This is a genomic window from Pseudomonas sp. 32A (genome assembly GCF_052682255.1).
Genome location: NZ_JBQYLY010000001.1, coordinates 2165492 through 2181161, shown reverse-complemented (window position 1 = coordinate 2181161; position 15670 = coordinate 2165492). Strand labels below are relative to the sequence as shown.

13 protein-coding genes are annotated in these 15670 nt (G+C 63.0%); 10 read left to right on the top strand and 3 right to left on the bottom strand.

Going from position 1 to position 15670, the window contains the following annotated elements:
- The first annotated feature begins 77 nt into the window (after positions 1-77).
- From ACUN0G_RS10050 to ACUN0G_RS10040, 3 genes are read left to right on the top strand one after another with little or no spacing between them, the layout of a single operon-like run.
- A complete protein-coding gene (locus ACUN0G_RS10050) occupies positions 78-2318 on the top strand; it encodes a TonB-dependent receptor (RefSeq protein WP_445573263.1) in 2241 nt (746 codons plus the stop codon).
- A 2-nt stretch (positions 2319-2320) separates the two neighbouring features.
- Positions 2321-3652 carry an LLM class flavin-dependent oxidoreductase gene (locus ACUN0G_RS10045; RefSeq protein ID WP_445573262.1) on the top strand — a complete coding sequence of 444 codons (1332 nt, stop codon included), beginning with the start codon at positions 2321-2323 and terminating at the stop codon, positions 3650-3652.
- Complete coding sequence (locus ACUN0G_RS10040; RefSeq protein WP_445573261.1) at positions 3649-4602, top strand: sulfonate ABC transporter substrate-binding protein; 954 nt, start codon at positions 3649-3651, stop codon at positions 4600-4602. The genes ACUN0G_RS10045 and ACUN0G_RS10040 overlap by 4 nt, the downstream gene beginning before the upstream one ends.
- Here the strand turns inward: ACUN0G_RS10040 and ACUN0G_RS10035 are convergent.
- Together ACUN0G_RS10035 and hpaR are read right to left on the bottom strand one after the other, a co-directional pair.
- A complete protein-coding gene (locus tag ACUN0G_RS10035) occupies positions 4572-6962 on the bottom strand; it encodes a TonB-dependent siderophore receptor (protein WP_445573260.1) in 2391 nt (796 codons plus the stop codon). The genes ACUN0G_RS10040 and ACUN0G_RS10035 overlap by 31 nt on opposite strands.
- 87 nt (positions 6963-7049) lie before the next feature.
- Entirely contained in the window at positions 7050-7472 is a 423-nt protein-coding gene (gene hpaR / locus ACUN0G_RS10030; RefSeq protein ID WP_010175430.1) for a homoprotocatechuate degradation operon regulator HpaR, read from the bottom strand.
- A 212-nt stretch (positions 7473-7684) separates the two neighbouring features.
- On the opposite strand from hpaR, the gene ACUN0G_RS10025 reads away from it, so the two are divergent.
- Positions 7685-8941: an OprD family porin gene (locus ACUN0G_RS10025; protein WP_445573259.1), complete on the top strand. Its 1257-nt coding sequence runs from the start codon at positions 7685-7687 to the stop codon at positions 8939-8941.
- 11 nt (positions 8942-8952) lie between these two features.
- On the opposite strand, the gene hpaA is transcribed toward ACUN0G_RS10025, so the two are convergent.
- Entirely contained in the window at positions 8953-9855 is a 903-nt protein-coding gene (gene hpaA / locus ACUN0G_RS10020) for a 4-hydroxyphenylacetate catabolism regulatory protein HpaA (RefSeq protein ID WP_445573258.1), read from the bottom strand.
- Positions 9856-9998: 143 nt separating this feature from the next.
- Here hpaA and ACUN0G_RS10015 point away from each other — a divergent pair, with 143 nt between their 5' ends.
- The 6 genes from ACUN0G_RS10015 (at position 9999) to ACUN0G_RS09990 (ending at position 15666) form a co-directional block, all read left to right on the top strand.
- Positions 9999-10664 carry a fumarylacetoacetate hydrolase family protein gene (locus ACUN0G_RS10015; RefSeq protein WP_421525533.1) on the top strand — a complete coding sequence of 222 codons (666 nt, stop codon included), beginning with the start codon at positions 9999-10001 and terminating at the stop codon, positions 10662-10664.
- Positions 10661-11431: a fumarylacetoacetate hydrolase family protein gene (locus ACUN0G_RS10010; RefSeq protein WP_445573257.1), complete on the top strand. Its 771-nt coding sequence runs from the start codon at positions 10661-10663 to the stop codon at positions 11429-11431. The genes ACUN0G_RS10015 and ACUN0G_RS10010 overlap by 4 nt, the downstream gene beginning before the upstream one ends.
- Positions 11432-11436: 5 nt before the next feature.
- Entirely contained in the window at positions 11437-12897 is a 1461-nt protein-coding gene (gene hpaE / locus ACUN0G_RS10005; RefSeq protein WP_201139891.1) for a 5-carboxymethyl-2-hydroxymuconate semialdehyde dehydrogenase, read from the top strand.
- Positions 12898-13045: 148 nt separating this feature from the next.
- Positions 13046-13903 carry a 3,4-dihydroxyphenylacetate 2,3-dioxygenase gene (gene hpaD / locus ACUN0G_RS10000; protein ID WP_003209884.1) on the top strand — a complete coding sequence of 286 codons (858 nt, stop codon included), beginning with the start codon at positions 13046-13048 and terminating at the stop codon, positions 13901-13903.
- Between the two features lie 14 nt (positions 13904-13917).
- The gene (locus ACUN0G_RS09995; RefSeq protein WP_177037362.1) at positions 13918-14310 is read left to right on the top strand and encodes a 5-carboxymethyl-2-hydroxymuconate Delta-isomerase; all 393 of its coding nucleotides are present in this window, start codon (positions 13918-13920) and stop codon (positions 14308-14310) included.
- A 51-nt stretch (positions 14311-14361) separates the two neighbouring features.
- Positions 14362-15666, top strand: a complete 1305-nt coding sequence (locus ACUN0G_RS09990) for an MFS transporter (RefSeq protein ID WP_063031555.1) — start codon at positions 14362-14364, stop codon at positions 15664-15666.
- Positions 15667-15670: the final 4 nt, after the last annotated feature.

The window sequence follows — 15670 nt, the reverse complement described above, 5'->3', positions numbered from 1 at the left end:
GAATGCCCAAGACAGATTCAACGGCGCTGTCGTCGCAGAACGGCAGCGGTTCAGGGCACATTTCGAGCGGTCAGAGCATGCACACACAGCCGGGGCAACCTCAAAAACTTTCGCAATCCATACGCACCGCCACCGGGCGCCGCGCCCATCTGGGCTGGTTACTCGCCGGGCTCGCCGCCCTGCCCGTTCCCGCTGCATTCGCCGCCGACGAGCAGGAACCCACCCTAAAGCCGGTGACGGTCACCGCCACCCGCCGCGAAGAGTCGCTGCAAAAAGTCCCGGTGGCGGTTTCGGTACTCGATGGCGAGCAACTGGAGCGTGACAATCGCAACGGCGTGGCCAGTATCGTGCAGCAAGTACCCTCGCTGAATTTCCGCACCGGCGCGTCGAACAAGGACACGTCGCTGTTCGTGCGGGGCGTGGGCACGATTTCCACCTCGCCCGGGGTTGAACCCACGGTGGCGACGGTGATTGACGGCGTGGTGCACGCCCGCCCCGGCCAGGCCACCTTGGACCTGCTGGACCTGGAACGCGTCGAAGTCCTGCGCGGCCCCCAAGGCACGCTGTTCGGCAAGAACGCCTCGGCCGGCGTGCTGAATATCACGAGCAAGGCGCCGACGGCCGAGACCCACGGCTACATCGACCAGTCCTACTTCAGCGGCAATGAAAGCCGCACCCGCTTCGGCCTGGGCGGCAGCCTGATTCCCGGCACGCTGAAGGGCTCCATCAGCGGGCTGTTCGGCAGTTACGACGGCAACGTCGACAACAAGCACAACGGCCAGGAAGTAAACGGCTACAACCATCAGGGCGTGCGCGGCAAACTGGAGTTCACCCCCAACGACGACGTGAAACTGACCCTGATTGCCGACTACATGCAGTCCCACGACGACGCGCCGAATGGCGTGGTGAGCCAATCCCTGACCCCGGCGTTCGCCAACGCACTGAACCCGGTGCGCGGCTCCAGCGACAACCGCGACATCAACACCGACACCCGCAGCCACGTGGAGGACACCAACAAAGGCCTGTCTGCCCAACTGGACTGGAACCTCGGCGACTACACCCTGACCTCGATCACCGCCTGGCGCGGTTGGGACAACACCCAGTACCAGGACGGCGACCGCCTGGGCACCGTGACCGCCGCGTTCCCCGGCACCGCCGACAAAGGCCAACTGGCGTTCGACCAATACTCCCAGGAGCTGCGCCTGGCCTCGCCCAAAGGTGAATTCCTGGAATACGTCGGCGGCCTGTTCTACATGCACGGCAAGGACCAGGAAACCTACCAGCGCACCCTGACCACCACCACGCGCACCGACCGCGGCATCGCCGACTACGGCACCACCAGCGACAGCTACGCGGTGTTCGGCGAGACCACGCTGAATTTCACCTCGGCTTTCCGTGGCATCGCCGGCCTGCGCTATACCCACGACGACCTGGAATACGATCACCGCCGCGTGTCCACCTCGGCCACCACGGTCAGCGGCATTCAACCGGCCACCAGCAGTTCGGGCTCGGTGGATGAAGACGGCTGGTCCGGCCGGCTGGGGGTGCAATACGACCTGAGCGACACCGTCACCAGCTACCTGACCTACTCCCGCGGCTACAAAGGCCCGGCCTACAATGTGTTCTTCAACATGCAGCCACGGGACACCGACGCGCTGAAACCGGAAACCTCCAACACCTGGGAAGTCGGGATCAAGGCCACCAGCTGGAACAACCGCCTGACCACCAACCTGGCGATCTTCCACAGCGACTACGACAACTACCAGGCGAACTTCTTCGACACCGTCGCCGGGCAAGTGGTGACGCGCCTGATCAACGCCGGCAGCGTCAGCACCGAAGGCGTCGAACTCGACTACGCCTTGCAGGCCACCCAACAACTCAAACTCTCTGGCGCGCTGGCCTACACCCGGGCCCGCATCGATGAGTTCGCCTGCCCGCCTGGCGCGGCGGCGTCCTGCAACGTCAACGGCAAGCCGCTGCCCTTCAGCCCGGACTGGAAAAGCTACGTGCGCGCCGACTACAGCATCCCGCTGGACAACGGCCTGGATATCGAACTGGGTACCGACTACAGCTGGCAGAGCGAAGTGCAGTACGACATCAGCCAGAACGTCGACACCCAGCAAGGCGCCTACGGTATCTGGAACGCCAGCGTCGCCCTGGCCGACTACAGCAACGGCTGGCGCGTAGCCCTGCTGGCGAAGAACCTCACCGACAAGTCCTATTCACCGCTGCTGGCCAGTGGCGGCAGCTACATTTACCGCGCCGTGCCCCGTGACGATGAACGTTACTTCGGCGTGCAACTGCGCAAGGATTTCTAAGCATGCCCCGTCAACTGAAACTCGGCGCTTTCCTGATGGCCACCGGGCACCACGTCGCTGCCTGGCGCCATCCCGAAGTGCCGGCCAATGCCGGGCTGGATTTCGCCCACTACAAGCGCCTGGCGCAGATTGCCGAGGCGGCAAAATTCGACGCCTTGTTCGTGGCCGACAGCATTGCCGCCGCCACCGGGGAGATTGCCAGCCGCATGGCGCGCTCGGATCACTTCGAGCCACTGACGTTGCTGTCGGCATTGAGCGCGGTGACTGAACACATCGGCCTGATCGCCACGGCCACCACCAGCTACAACGAGCCGTACCATGTGGCCCGCAAGTTCGCCTCACTGGATCACCTGTCCGGCGGGCGTGCAGGCTGGAACCTGGTGACCTCGGACAACGCCGCCGAAGCACAGAATTTTGGCCGCGACGAACACCTCGGCCACGGCGAACGCTACAGCCGTGCCCGGGAGTTTCACCAGGTGGTGACGGGGCTGTGGGACAGCTGGGAAGACGATGCCTTTGTGCGCGACAAGGCCAGCGGCAGCTACTACGACCCGGCGAAACTGCATGTACTCGGGCATGTCGGCGAACACTTTCGTGTGAAAGGTCCGCTGAACGTGGCGCGCTCGCCTCAAGGCCAACCGGTGATTGTCCAGGCCGGCTCTTCCGAGGCCGGCCGCGAACTGGCGGCACAAACCGCCGAAGTGGTGTTCACCGCCCAGACATCATTGGCCAACGCCCAGGCGTTCTATGCCGACCTCAAGGGTCGCCTGGCGCAATACGGGCGGGAACCGGATGCGCTGAAGATCATGCCGGGGGTATTTGTGGTGGTCGGGCAGACAGAAACTGAAGCCCGGGACAAATTCGAGGCCTTCCAGCAGTTGGTCGAACCGCAGGTGGGTGTCGCATTGCTGGGGCGCATGCTGGGTAATTTCGACTTGTCCGGCTACCCGCTGGACGGCCCGCTGCCAGAGCTGCCATTGACCGACAGCGGCCAGCGCAGTCGCCAGCAACTGCTGACCGAACTGGCAGGCCGCGAACAGCTGAGCCTGGCGCAACTGGGCCGACGCATCGCCGGTGGCCGCGGGCACTACAGCCTGATCGGCACGCCCGCGCAGATCGCCGATGAACTGCAGCACTGGTTCGAGAATGGCGCCGCCGATGGCTTCAATGTGCTGGTGCCGCACCTGCCGGGCGGGCTGGAAGATTTCGCCCAAGGGGTGGTGCCGGAACTGCAACGGCGCGGGCTGTTCCGCAGCGAATACGCCGGCACCACCCTGCGTGAAAACCTGGGATTGGCACGGCCGGCCAATCGCTTTGCGGAGCAATCGGCATGAGAATGTCTGCATTGTTGTTTGCGCTGTTGGCCCTGACTCAAACCGCGATGGCTGCCGATCCGGCCAGCCTGAGGATCGGCTACCAGAAAGGCTCGATCGCCCTGGTGCTCGCCAAGGAGCATGGCCTGCTGGAAAAACGCTTCGACCAGACCCAAGTGCAATGGATCGAATTCCCCGCTGGCCCGCAGATGCTCGAGGCCTTGAACGTGGGCGCCCTGGACGTGGCATCCACCGGTGATATCCCGCCCCTGTTCGCCCAGGCGGCGGGGGCCGACCTCGTCTACATCGGCGCTGAACCGCCCAAGCCGACGGCGGAAACCATCCTGGTGCAGGCCGACAGCACACTGCACGGCATCGCCGACCTCAAGGGCAAGAAAGTCGCCTTCCAGAAAGGCTCCAGCTCTCACAACCTGATCCTGCGGGCTTTGAACAACGCCGGCCTGAGCTACAAGGACATCCAGCCGGTTTACCTGCCACCGGCCGATGCCCGCGCCGCCTTCGAGCAAGGCAGTGTCGACGCCTGGGCGATCTGGGAACCCTACTCGTCACTGGCCCTGAGCCAAAGCCCCAGCCGCGTGCTCGCCAATGGCGAAGGCTTGAACCTGTCTGGGCCGATCTATACCGCGCGCCGTGCATACGCCGAGGCCAATGGTCCCTTCATCCACGCCCTGCTCGATGAGCTGAGCGCCGCCGAAGCCCTGACCCGCAGCCAGCGTGAAGACAGCCTGCAGGTGCTGACCCGCTTCATGGGTTTGCCGGCCGGGGTGATTGCACATTATGTCGATAACCGGCCGCCATCGCCGATCCTGCCGATTGATGCGCACATCATTCAGGCGCAGCAGCAGACGGCGGACCTGTTTTACCAGAACCGCCTGCTGCCCAAGCCCATCGATGTACAGAAGGCTATGTGGCAGCCTCCTCAGAAGTCGACGGTGGCCGACAGCAAGTAAGTGCGCGGCGTCGACAAGGTCAACCCCGGCTCGCTGTCATCCGAGGCACCGGCCGAACTCCAGTAGCGCCGGTCGGCCACGTTCTCGACATTGGCCCGCAGGGTGATGTGCTTGTCGTCGACCTTGAAGGCGTAGCGTGCGCCCACATCGAGGCGGGTCCAGGCGTCGATTTCCTTGACGTTGGACTGGTCCAGGTACTGCGAGCTGGAATAGATCCCGCGGCTGGTCAGGGTCAGGCCTTCAACGGTGGGCACATCCCACTCGGCGCCGAGGTTGACGTTGTACTTGGGCGTGGCCGGCGCGCGGTTGCCGTCGAAGGTGCCGTTGGTGGTATTAGTCAATTCGCTGTCGATGTACATCACCCCGCCCAGCAGGCGGAAGCCCTTGAGCGGTTCGCCGAACACGCTGAGTTCGACGCCGTCGTTCTGGCGCTTGCCGTTGGGGCCGAAGACCCGCGTGGTGGCGTTGGTCTCGTAGGCTGGCTGCTTGATCCGGAACACCGCAGCGGTGACCGCGAACGCCCCCGCGTCGTACTTGGCACCGACTTCAACCTGGCGGCTGATGAAGGGCGGGAAAATTTCATCCTCGTTGATCGAGGTCGACGGCGCGATCTTGCCCTGGCTCAGGCCTTCCATGTAGTTGGCGTACAGCGAGAGCTTGTCGGTGGCCTTGAACAGGATGCCGCCCGACGGTGAAATTTTTTCCTCGTCGTAGGCGGTGTCGCCTTTGACGTTATCGGTCCAGTCGTCCACCTTGACCCGCTGCCAGCGTGCGCCGAGGGTCAGCAGCAGCCGATCATCGAATAAGCCCAGGGTGTCGGACAACGCCACGCCGCTGAAGCGGTTTTCGGTGTAGACCTTCGAGTCAAATCGCGTTGGCCGGCTTGGCGTAGGTGTTTCCACCGGGTTGTAGAGATTGCTCGGGGCTGCGGCATAGCGCGCGCCGCCGTTTTCGAAGTCCATGTAGAAGTAGCTGGCTGCCAGGTTGACCTCATGGCTCACCGGGCCGGTATGGAACCAGTTGCGCACGCCCGCCGTGGCGGTGCGCACGTTTTCGTCGCGGGTGAAGTCGCGGGGCTGCACGCTGAAGTCACCGGCATTGTTGGTCACCGACACGGCATGGCGCAGGAAGTCGTGGTTACTTTTGCGCGCGCCGACGCCGCCATAGAGCATCACGTTGTCACTGAGATCGAACTCTCCGTTGACCGTGCCGAAGGTGTCATTGGTGCTCGCCTTGCTCCAGGGTTGCGCGTAGTTGTGACGCACGTCGTTGGCACTCGGCACCTTGGCATTGGGGCCAACTTGCACGCGCTCTTGCGGGGCGTCGGTGTCGCGCTCGGTGCGGCCGATGTCGGTGGAGAGGCGCAGGCGTTCACCGCGAAAATCCAGGCCCAGCACGGCCATTTCGCGGTCGACACTCTGGTCGTCCCAGGCAGTGTCGCCGGACTGCTTCACGCCGTTGAAACGCAGGCCGAATTTATTGTCTTCACCAAAACGCCGGCCTATGTCCACGGCCCCGCCCGCCTGGCTGTCGGAGGCCCAACTGCCGGTAAACGAGGTGATGGGCTTGTCGGTAGCGCGCTTGGGCACCACGTTGATCCCACCGCCGACGCTGCCCCGCGGCGAGATGCCGTTGATCAACTGGCTGGGGCCTTTGATGATGTCGACGCGCTCAGCCATTTCCATGTCGATGGTGTAGGTCGGCAGCACGCCGTAGAGGCCGTTGTAGGCGACATCGCTGTTGAACAGGCTGAAGCCGCGAATGGTGAATTGCTCATAGCGCCCGCCTGCCGGGTTGGTGGCGCGCACCGAGGGGTCGCTGGCGATCAGGTCGCCGAGGGTGCGCGCCTGCTGGTTCTTGACCGCCTCGCTGGTGTAGGTGGTCATGCTGAACGGGGTTTCCATGAAATCCCGTGAGCCCAGCAGGCCCTGGGAGCCACGGCGTGCCACCTGGCCACCGGCGAATGACTCGCTGCCGGCATCGCCGACGGTGCCAAGAATCGAGGTGGGCGCCAGTTGCAGGCTGCCACCTTCCGGAATCGGGGTCAGCATGTAGGCCTGCTCGCCCATGGGTTGCAGTTGCAGGCCCGAGCCTTGCAGCAAGCGGGCAAACCCTTCTTCGACGCCGTATTCGCCGGACAACCCGCTGCTGTTACGGCCGCTGACCAGCGCCGGGTCTACCGAGAGGTTGACCCCGGCCAGGCCGGCGAAACGGGTCAGCGCGGCGCTCAGGCTGCCGGCTGGCACCTGGTAGCTGCGCCGGGACGCGCCGTCTTCGGCATAACTGATGGGGACGAACAACGGGCTGGCACTCAGGCTCAGCATCAGGCTGAAATTCAGCAGCGGGCGGATTGCGGGCATTGGAAGAAGCTCTCGATTTTGTTCACTTATCTGGAATGACCAGCCACGTGAAAAAAAGGGACAGGCTTCAGCCAATTTTTTTGAATATTACGGTTTGATGCCTTTCAGCTTTTGGAGCAACTCCATCAATTGCTCCAGGGATTCCTCGCCGAACTGTTCCTGAATCTTCTGGTAGTTGCTTTCCATCCCGGCGCTCATGTCGACAAAACACTGCTGGCCCTGTTCGGTCAGCGCGACGAACACCCGGCGCTGGTCTTCGGCGGATTTGCGCCGGCGCACGATGCCGTCACGCTCCAGCCGGCCCAGCACGCCGGTCATGCTCGGCTTGAGAATGCACGCGAGGTGCGCCAGTTGGTGGCTCTCTAGTTCGCCCTGCTGACGCAGGATGCGGATCACCCGCCACTGCTGTTCGGTCAGGTCATGTTCATTGAGCAGTGGCCGGAAGAACGCCATGGTCGCTTCGCGGGCCTGGAGCAAGGTGAGCGTAAGGGACGGTCTAGGGGTGGGCATGGTTCACGCGCAGTAGAGGTCGAAGCGTCGAAGCTTAGAGTCGGCACCGTGTGCATGCAACCCGAGGCAGGGAACAAATCATTAATCTGTAAACGATTTTTAAAAAACCTGCCAATCCAGCTATTCAGCCTATAGATAACATGTTAACAATATGCCGCCCCTGACCTAGCAGAGGGCGCATACCAACAAAAACAACAAAAGGAACGCCCCTCATGCATTCGTGCCTCTTCCGCACGGCGGCAAGCGCTGGCCTGTGCGCCGCGTTTACCCCTCTGGTCGCCCACGCCGACTTCATCCAGGACAGCAAAGCCAGCCTGGACCTGCGCAATTTCTACATGAACCGCGACTTTCGCCAGGCCCACGCGCCGCAGAACAAAGCGGACGAATGGGCGCAAGGTTTTGTGCTGCGCCTGGAGTCGGGCTACACCGAAGGCGTGGTCGGTTTTGGCGTGGATGCCTTGGGTGAAATGGGCTTGAAACTCGATTCCAGCCGCGACCGCCGTGGCACCGGGTTATTGCCGTCTGGCGCCAGCGGCGAGCCGGCCGACAGCTACAGCGAACTCGGCCTGACCGCCAAATTGCGCCTGTCGAAAACCGTGCTCAAGCTCGGCACCCTGCAACCGGTTTTACCGGTGGCCGCCTACAACGACACCCGGCTGCTGCCGTCGACCTACAACGGTGAACTGGTGACCTCCCAGGACATCGACGGCCTGACGTTGAACGTCGGCCGCCTGGAAAAGCAGAACCTGCGGGACTCCTCCAACAACGAATCCATGAGCTACGGCGGCGTCACCAGCAGCCACCTGGACCTGGCCGGCGGCACCTACGCAATCAATCCGCACCTGGCGGCGACTTATTACTACGCGCAGATGCAGGACATCTACCGCCAGAATTTCATCGGCCTGGTGCATGACCTGCCGCTGGCCCAAGGCGTCAACCTGCGCAGCGACCTGCGCTACTTCGACACCCGCGAGCAAGGCAGCACGCTATTGCGCAGCCCTACCCGCGTGGACGGCGGCCGGATCGACAACCGCTTTTTCAACGGCATGTTCAGCCTGTCGGTGGGCGCACACAAATTCGGCCTGGGCTTTCAGAGCCTTTCCGGTGACGGCGACTTTGCCTTCCCGGGGCAAGACCCGTACTCGGTCAACCTGGTGACCATCAATATCTTCACCAAGGCCAACACCGACGCGTGGCAGGCACGCTACGACTACAACTTCGCCGCCCTCGGCCTGCCGGGCCTGACCTTCATGACCCGCTACGTCGACGGCAGCCACGCGCAAGCCGCCACGGTGCGCAACGGCCGGGAATGGGAGCGCGACACCGACTTGGTCTACACCGTGCAGAGCGGCCCGCTGAAGAACGTCAACGTGCGCCTGCGCAACGCCACCCTGCGCTCAAGCAACGGCCTGACCAGCGACATCGACGAAAGCCGGGTAATCATCGGCTACACCGTGGCCCTGTGGTAACGCCGGGCGCCTCAACGCAACCCCGATTGGCGCTGGCGGTATTCCCCCGGCGTCATTTGCGCGTAGCGCTGGAAGAACCGGCTGAAATACGCCGGGTCCTTGAACCCCAGCTGGTAGCAGATTTCATTCGCCGAGTTGCCGGTGAACAGCAACAGGCGCCGGGCTTCCTGCATCAGCCGTTCGAGGATCAGGCGTTTCGAGGGCAGGTCGGCGATCCGCCGACACACCTCGTTGAGCCGCGCTTCAGTGACGCCGATACCGTCGGCATAACGCGACAGCGGCCAGTGTTGCAGGTAGTGGTCTTCGATCAGTTCGTTGAAGCGGTGGAAGATCCGCAGGTCTTCGTGGCGTGCAGGCCGGGCTTCCAGGGAATTGGCGCAGAGCCGCAGCAGGCTGATCATGATCAGGCGCGTCAGGCTGTCCAGCGCCGAACTGCGCCCGCTGGCCTGGGCGTTGATCTCACTGCACAGCTCATCAAACAGGAATTCCAGGCGGCGCGCTTCGGGCTGAAACTCCGGCGCCAGGCGCGCCAACGCCACACAGGCCGCCGGCAATTGCGCGCCGGGGGCCAGGCTCGGGTCGGCGTCAATCAAGGCCCACACCAGTTGCTGGCGCACGGTCAGCACATGGCCGTCGGCGTCGGCTTCGGTGACGAAGGAATGCGCCACCGTCGGCGGCGTGAGGAAAAACATCGGCCCGGATTCGAGGTACTGCTGGTCGTCCAGATAGACCCGCACCGCTCCGGTCTTGACGTAATGCACCTGGAAAAACCGGTCATGGCGATGCACCGGCATGTTCCGGCCAAAAAATCCGGCCAGGTTGCCGAGCCGGTCGTAATGCACCTCGGCATCGCTGTAACGCTGGTCGTAGACCTGCCCGATGTTGATGTTGGGGATCGGCTGACGATCGCTCATCACTGCATTCTCTTTGTTGTTTTGAGTGCCCTGAAATATTGCCACGCTTGACGATAGTTAACATCTTAATTACAACGTTAACAGGTTAACGAATATCCCACGGAGCAGGCCCGAATCTGCCCCGCTACTGCCAGGAGAAAAGCATGAGCCGTGCCCTGCATGATGTTGCGAACGGCACCCTGTTCGGCGTTGCGCTGAACTACCAGGGGTTGCTGAACCAACGTCTCGCCGAATTCGAACAAGCGCCTTACCAGAAACCACCGGTGAAGCCGGTGCTGTTCATCAAGACGCCCAACACCCGCAACGGCCACGACGGCGTAGTGCTGCACCCTCAGGGTGAACGCCTGCAACCGGGCCCGGCCCTCGGGGTGGTGATTGGCAAGACCGCCAGCCGTGTCAGCGTCGAAAACGCCCTGGAGCATGTGGCCGGCTACACCATCATCAATGAGTTCAGCCTGCCGGAAGACAGCTACTACCGCCCTGCGGTGAAAGCCAAGTGCCGGGACGGTTTCTGCGCCTTGGGTCCGGAACTGGTGGCCCGCGACCAGGTCGCCAATCCGCATCAATTGAGCGTGAAGTTGTTCGTCAACGGTGAACTGCGCCAGCAAAACTCCACCGCCAACTTCGTGCGCAGCCTCCCGCAGTTGATCGCCGAGATCAGCGAGTTCATGACCCTGCACGAGGGCGATGTGCTGATCACCGGCACGCCCGAAGGCCGTGTGGATGTGCATCCCGGCGACACGGTTGAAGTCGAGATCAGCGGCCTGGGTCGCCTGGTCAACCACATCAAGGCAGAGGAGCTGTCATGAAACACGCGCGTATTCGCTTTGAAGGTGCCGTGCACCAGGTTCTGGTAGAGGCACAGAACGCCGTGCGCCTGGCCGACGGTCGCCTGCTGGCTGAAGACCAGGTCGAATGGCTGCCACCGGCCAACGGGAGCATGTTTGCCCTGGGCCTGAACTACGCCGACCACGCCGCCGAACTGGCCTTCAAGCCGCCGACCGAACCGCTGGCGTTCATCAAGTCTCCCGGCACCTACACCGGCCACAACCAGGTGACCTGGCGCCCGGACAACGTCGCCTACATGCACTACGAGTGCGAGCTGGTGGCGGTCATCGGCAAGCCGGCGCGCAACGTCAAGCGCGAGAACGCCCTGGAGTATCTGGCCGGCTACACGGTGTGCAACGACTACGCGATCCGCGACTACCTGGAAAACTACTACCGCCCCAACCTGCGGGTGAAAAACCGCGACGCCACCACGCCTGTGGGCCCATGGATCGTGGATGTCGCCGACGTACCGGACCCAAGCAACCTGAAGCTGCGCACCTGGATCAACGGTGAACTGCGCCAGGAAGGCAGCACGAAAGACATGATTTTCGACATCCCGTATTTGATCGAATACCTGTCCAGCTTCATGACCCTGCAGCCCGGCGACATGATCGCCACCGGCACCCCGGAAGGCCTGGCGGATGTGGTGCCGGGGGATGAAGTGATCGTGGAAGTGGAAGGCGTAGGCCGCCTGGTCAATCGAATTGTCAGCGAGGCGGAATTCTTCTCCGCCCGGAAAGAGGCTTGAGCAACATGATCAAACACTGGATCAACGGCCGTGAGGTCGAAAGCAAAGACACCTTCATCAACTACAACCCGGCCACCGGCGAAGCCATCGGTGAAGTGGCCAGCGGCGGCGCCGAGGAAGTAGCGCAAGCGGTAGCGGCAGCCAAGGAAGCCTTTCCGAAGTGGGCAGGCACACCGGCCAAGGAACGTGCCCGCTTGATGCGCAAGCTCGGTGAGCTGATCGAACAGAACGTGCCGCACCTGGCCGAGCTGGAAACCCTCGACACCGGCCTGCCGATCCACCAGACCAGGAACGTGTTGATTCCACGGGCCTCCCACAACTTCGACTTCTTCGCCGAAGTCTGCACCCGCATGGATGGCCACAGTTACCCGGTGGACGACCAGATGCTCAACTACACCCTGTACCAGCCGGTGGGTGTGTGCGCATTGGTGTCGCCATGGAACGTGCCGTTCATGACCGCCACCTGGAAGACTGCGCCGTGCCTGGCGCTGGGCAATACCGCGGTGCTGAAAATGTCCGAGCTGTCGCCGCTGACGGCCAATGAACTGGGACGCCTGGCGGTCGAAGCCGGGATTCCCAACGGCGTGCTGAACGTAATCCAGGGCTACGGCGCCACCGCCGGTGATGCACTGGTGCGCCACCCGGACGTGCGAGCGATTTCCTTCACCGGCGGTACCGCCACCGGCAAGAAAATCATGCAGACCGCTGGCCTGAAAAAGTACTCCATGGAACTGGGCGGCAAGTCGCCGGTGCTGATCTTTGAAGATGCCGACCTGGAACGCGCCCTCGACGCGGCACTGTTCACCATCTTCTCGCTCAACGGTGAACGCTGCACCGCCGGCAGCCGGATCTTCATTCAGGAGAGCGTGTACCCGCAATTCGTCGCCGAATTTGCCGCCCGCGCCAAGCGCCTGATCGTCGGCGACCCGCAGGACCCGAAGACCCAGGTCGGCTCGATGATCACCCAGGCTCACTATGACAAGGTCACCGGCTACATCAAGATTGGCCTCGAAGAAGGCGCCACCCTGCTGGCCGGCGGCCTGGAACGCCCGGCCAACCTGCCGGCGCACTTGAGCCGCGGGCAGTTTATCCAGCCCACGGTGTTTGCCGATGTGAACAACCAGATGCGCATCGCCCAGGAAGAGATCTTCGGCCCGGTGGTGTGCCTGATCCCCTTCAAGGACGAAGCCGAAGCGCTGCAACTGGCCAACGACACCGAGTACGGCCTGGCGTCCTATATCTGGACCCAGGATATCGGCAAGGCGCATCGTCTGGCCTACGGCATCGAAGCCGGCATGGTGTTCATCAACAGCCAGAACGTGCGGGACTTGCGCCAGCCATTCGGTGGAGTAAAAGGTTCCGGCACCGGCCGTGAAGGCGGCCAGTACAGCTTCGAAGTGTTTGCCGAGATCAAGAACGTGTGCATTTCCATGGGCAGTCACCACATCCCGCGCTGGGGTGTGTAACCCGGATATAACAACGCTACCTGTAGGAGCGAGCTTGCTCGCGAAGAACCCGCAGGCGCCGCGGGCTAACAGAAGTGCTGCGTTATCGTTGACGTTTTTCGCGAGCAAGCTCGCTCCTACAAAAGAACAAATACTCAGGAGAATGATCATGGGCGAAGTGGTTCTGGCAGCGAAGATCTGCCACGTCCCCTCGATGTACCTGTCGGAACTGCCCGGCAAGCACCACGGTTGCCGCGAAGCAGCCATCGCCGGGCACAAGGAAATCGGGCGGCGCGCCCGTGAACTGGGGGCCGACACCGCCGTGGTGTTCGACGTGCACTGGCTGGTCAACAGCGGCTATCACGTCAACTGCGGCGAGCATTTCAAGGGCACCTACACCAGCAACGAACTGCCGCACTTCATCAAGAACATGGAGTACGAGTACCCGGGCTGCCCGGAGCTGGGCGAGTTGATCGCCGCCGAGGCCAACCTGGCCGGCGTGCGCACCATGGCCCACAACATCCCGAGCCTGGAGCTGGAATACGGCACCCTGGTGCCGATGCGCTACATGCACATGGGCGTGCCGGACGCGCAGAAGTTCGACGTGATCTCCATCGCCGCCTGGTGCGCCTGGCACCGGCTGGAAGACAGCTTCGCGTTTGGCGCCGCCGTGCGCCGGGCGATCGAGAAAAGCGACCGCAAAGTCCTGGTGCTGGCCTCGGGTTCCCTCTCCCACCGCTTCTCGGACGACCGCGAAGCCGAAGCCAACATCCACAACTGGACCCGTGAATTCGACAAACAGATGGACCTGCACGTGGTGGAGATGTGGAAGCAAGGCCGCTTCAAGGAGTTCTGCGCGATGCTGCCGGACTACGCCGAACACTGCTTCGGCGAAGGCAAGATGCACGACACCGCGATGCTCCTGGGACTGCTGGGCGGGCCGGACTACAACCAGCCGGCCGAGATCATCACCCAGCCGTTCGGCAGCTCGGGCACCGGGCAGATCAATGCCATTTTTCCCCTCTGATCCGGGAGCCGCACATGCCGCACTTCATCGCCGAATACACCGACAACATCGAGCAGCAAGCCAACCTGCCGGCCCTGTTCGAGCAGGTTCACGCCGTGCTGGGGGACAGCGGCGTGTTTCCCCTGGGGGGCATTCGCAGTCGCGGGGTGCGCCTGGACACTTGGCGCATGGCCGACGGCAAGCATGACTACGCCTTCGTCCACATGACCCTCAAGGTCGGCCACGGGCGCGACCTGGAAACCCGCAAGACGGTGGCCGAAGCCCTGTTCAAGGTCATCACCGAACACTTCGCCGAGCTGCAATCCCAACGGCTGCTGGCGTTGTCGTTCGAGATGATCGAACTGCACCCCGAGCTGAATTTCAAGCAGAACAACGTGCACGCATTCCTGAAGAACCAGGCGGGCTGACCACAGCCCACCTTTCCGCCCATGGCCACTCAAACAAAAAAGAACAACATCATGAGCACAGCCAATACCGCCGACAGCACCACCCTGATCGAACATCAGCGCACCCACAGCATCGTCACCTGGCGACTGATGCCATTGCTGCTGATCTGCTACCTGTTTGCCCATCTGGACCGGATCAACATCGGCTTCGCCAAGATGCAGATGAGTACCGACCTGCATTTCAGCGACACGGTGTACGGCCTCGGTGCCGGCCTGTTTTTTATCGCCTACGCGCTGTTCGGCGTGCCGAGCAACATGGCCCTGGACCGGGTCGGCCCACGGCGCTGGATCGCCTGCCTGATGGTGGTGTGGGGCGTGCTGTCCACAAGCATGCTGTGGATCGAAAGCTCCACCGGCTTCTACGTGCTGCGCTTTTTGCTCGGGGTGGCCGAAGCCGGCTTCTTCCCGGGGATCCTGGTGTTTCTCAACCGCTGGTACCCGGCCCGGCGCCGGGCGCAAGTCACCGCGCTGTTTGCGATTGCGGTGCCCATGGCCGGTGTGGTCGGCGGGCCGTTGTCCGGTGCGATCCTGGAGCACTTCCATGATTTCGGCGGGCTGCGCGGCTGGCAGTGGATGTTCCTGATCGAAGGCGCGCCGGTGGTGCTGCTCGGTCTGGTGGTTCTGAAATACCTGCCGGACAGCTTCGAAACCGTGAAGTGGCTGGAACCGGCGCAAAAGCAACAGCTGCGCGAGCAACTGAGCAGTGAAGAACAGCGCAAATCCATCACCTCCTTCGGCGGCATCCTGCGTGATCCGCAGGTGTGGCTGCTAGTGGCGGTGTACTTCGCGGTAATGCTCGCGGTGAATACCCTGGCGTTCTGGATGCCCACCCTGATTCACGGTGCCGGTATCGGCCGCGATAGCCAGGTGGGCCTGCTGAGCGCCGTGCCGTACCTGGCCGGGTGCTTCTTCATGATCGGCTGCGGGCGTTCATCCGACCGCAACCGCGAACGCCGCTGGCACTTGTGCGTGCCGTTGCTGATGTCGGCCATCGGCATCGCCGTGGCCGGGCTCTCCCCCACCAACCCGACCCTGGTGCTGGGCGGCCTGATCCTGGCAGGCATGGGCGCCAGCGCTGCGCTGCCGATGTTCTGGCAACTGCCGCCGGCGTTCCTGTCCAACAGCACCCAGGCGGCCGGCATCGCGTTGATCAGCTCGTTCGGCAGCATCGCTTCGTTCCTCGCGCCCTACCTGATCGGCTGGATGCGCGACACCACCCAAAGCGCAAGCCTGGCCCTGTATGTGCTGGCGCTGCTTATCGCCCTCGGCGGCCTGCTGGTGCTGCGCACCCACGCTGCCATCGTCAATCCCCAGTAGAGAG

What these genes read in the sequence shown, in the direction of transcription:
- ACUN0G_RS10050 (WP_445573263.1), top strand. Translation starts at nt 78, where the DNA reads ATGCACACACAGCCGGGGCAACCTCAAAAACTTTCGCAATCCATACGC.
- ACUN0G_RS10045 (WP_445573262.1), top strand. Translation starts at nt 2,321, where the DNA reads ATGCCCCGTCAACTGAAACTCGGCGCTTTCCTGATGGCCACCGGGCAC.
- ACUN0G_RS10040 (WP_445573261.1), top strand. Translation starts at nt 3,649, where the DNA reads ATGAGAATGTCTGCATTGTTGTTTGCGCTGTTGGCCCTGACTCAAACC.
- ACUN0G_RS10035 (WP_445573260.1), bottom strand. Translation starts at nt 6,962, where the DNA reads ATGCCCGCAATCCGCCCGCTGCTGAATTTCAGCCTGATGCTGAGCCTG.
- hpaR (WP_010175430.1), bottom strand. Translation starts at nt 7,472, where the DNA reads ATGCCCACCCCTAGACCGTCCCTTACGCTCACCTTGCTCCAGGCCCGC.
- ACUN0G_RS10025 (WP_445573259.1), top strand. Translation starts at nt 7,685, where the DNA reads ATGCATTCGTGCCTCTTCCGCACGGCGGCAAGCGCTGGCCTGTGCGCC.
- hpaA (WP_445573258.1), bottom strand. Translation starts at nt 9,855, where the DNA reads ATGAGCGATCGTCAGCCGATCCCCAACATCAACATCGGGCAGGTCTAC.
- ACUN0G_RS10015 (WP_421525533.1), top strand. Translation starts at nt 9,999, where the DNA reads ATGAGCCGTGCCCTGCATGATGTTGCGAACGGCACCCTGTTCGGCGTT.
- ACUN0G_RS10010 (WP_445573257.1), top strand. Translation starts at nt 10,661, where the DNA reads ATGAAACACGCGCGTATTCGCTTTGAAGGTGCCGTGCACCAGGTTCTG.
- hpaE (WP_201139891.1), top strand. Translation starts at nt 11,437, where the DNA reads ATGATCAAACACTGGATCAACGGCCGTGAGGTCGAAAGCAAAGACACC.
- hpaD (WP_003209884.1), top strand. Translation starts at nt 13,046, where the DNA reads ATGGGCGAAGTGGTTCTGGCAGCGAAGATCTGCCACGTCCCCTCGATG.
- ACUN0G_RS09995 (WP_177037362.1), top strand. Translation starts at nt 13,918, where the DNA reads ATGCCGCACTTCATCGCCGAATACACCGACAACATCGAGCAGCAAGCC.
- ACUN0G_RS09990 (WP_063031555.1), top strand. Translation starts at nt 14,362, where the DNA reads ATGAGCACAGCCAATACCGCCGACAGCACCACCCTGATCGAACATCAG.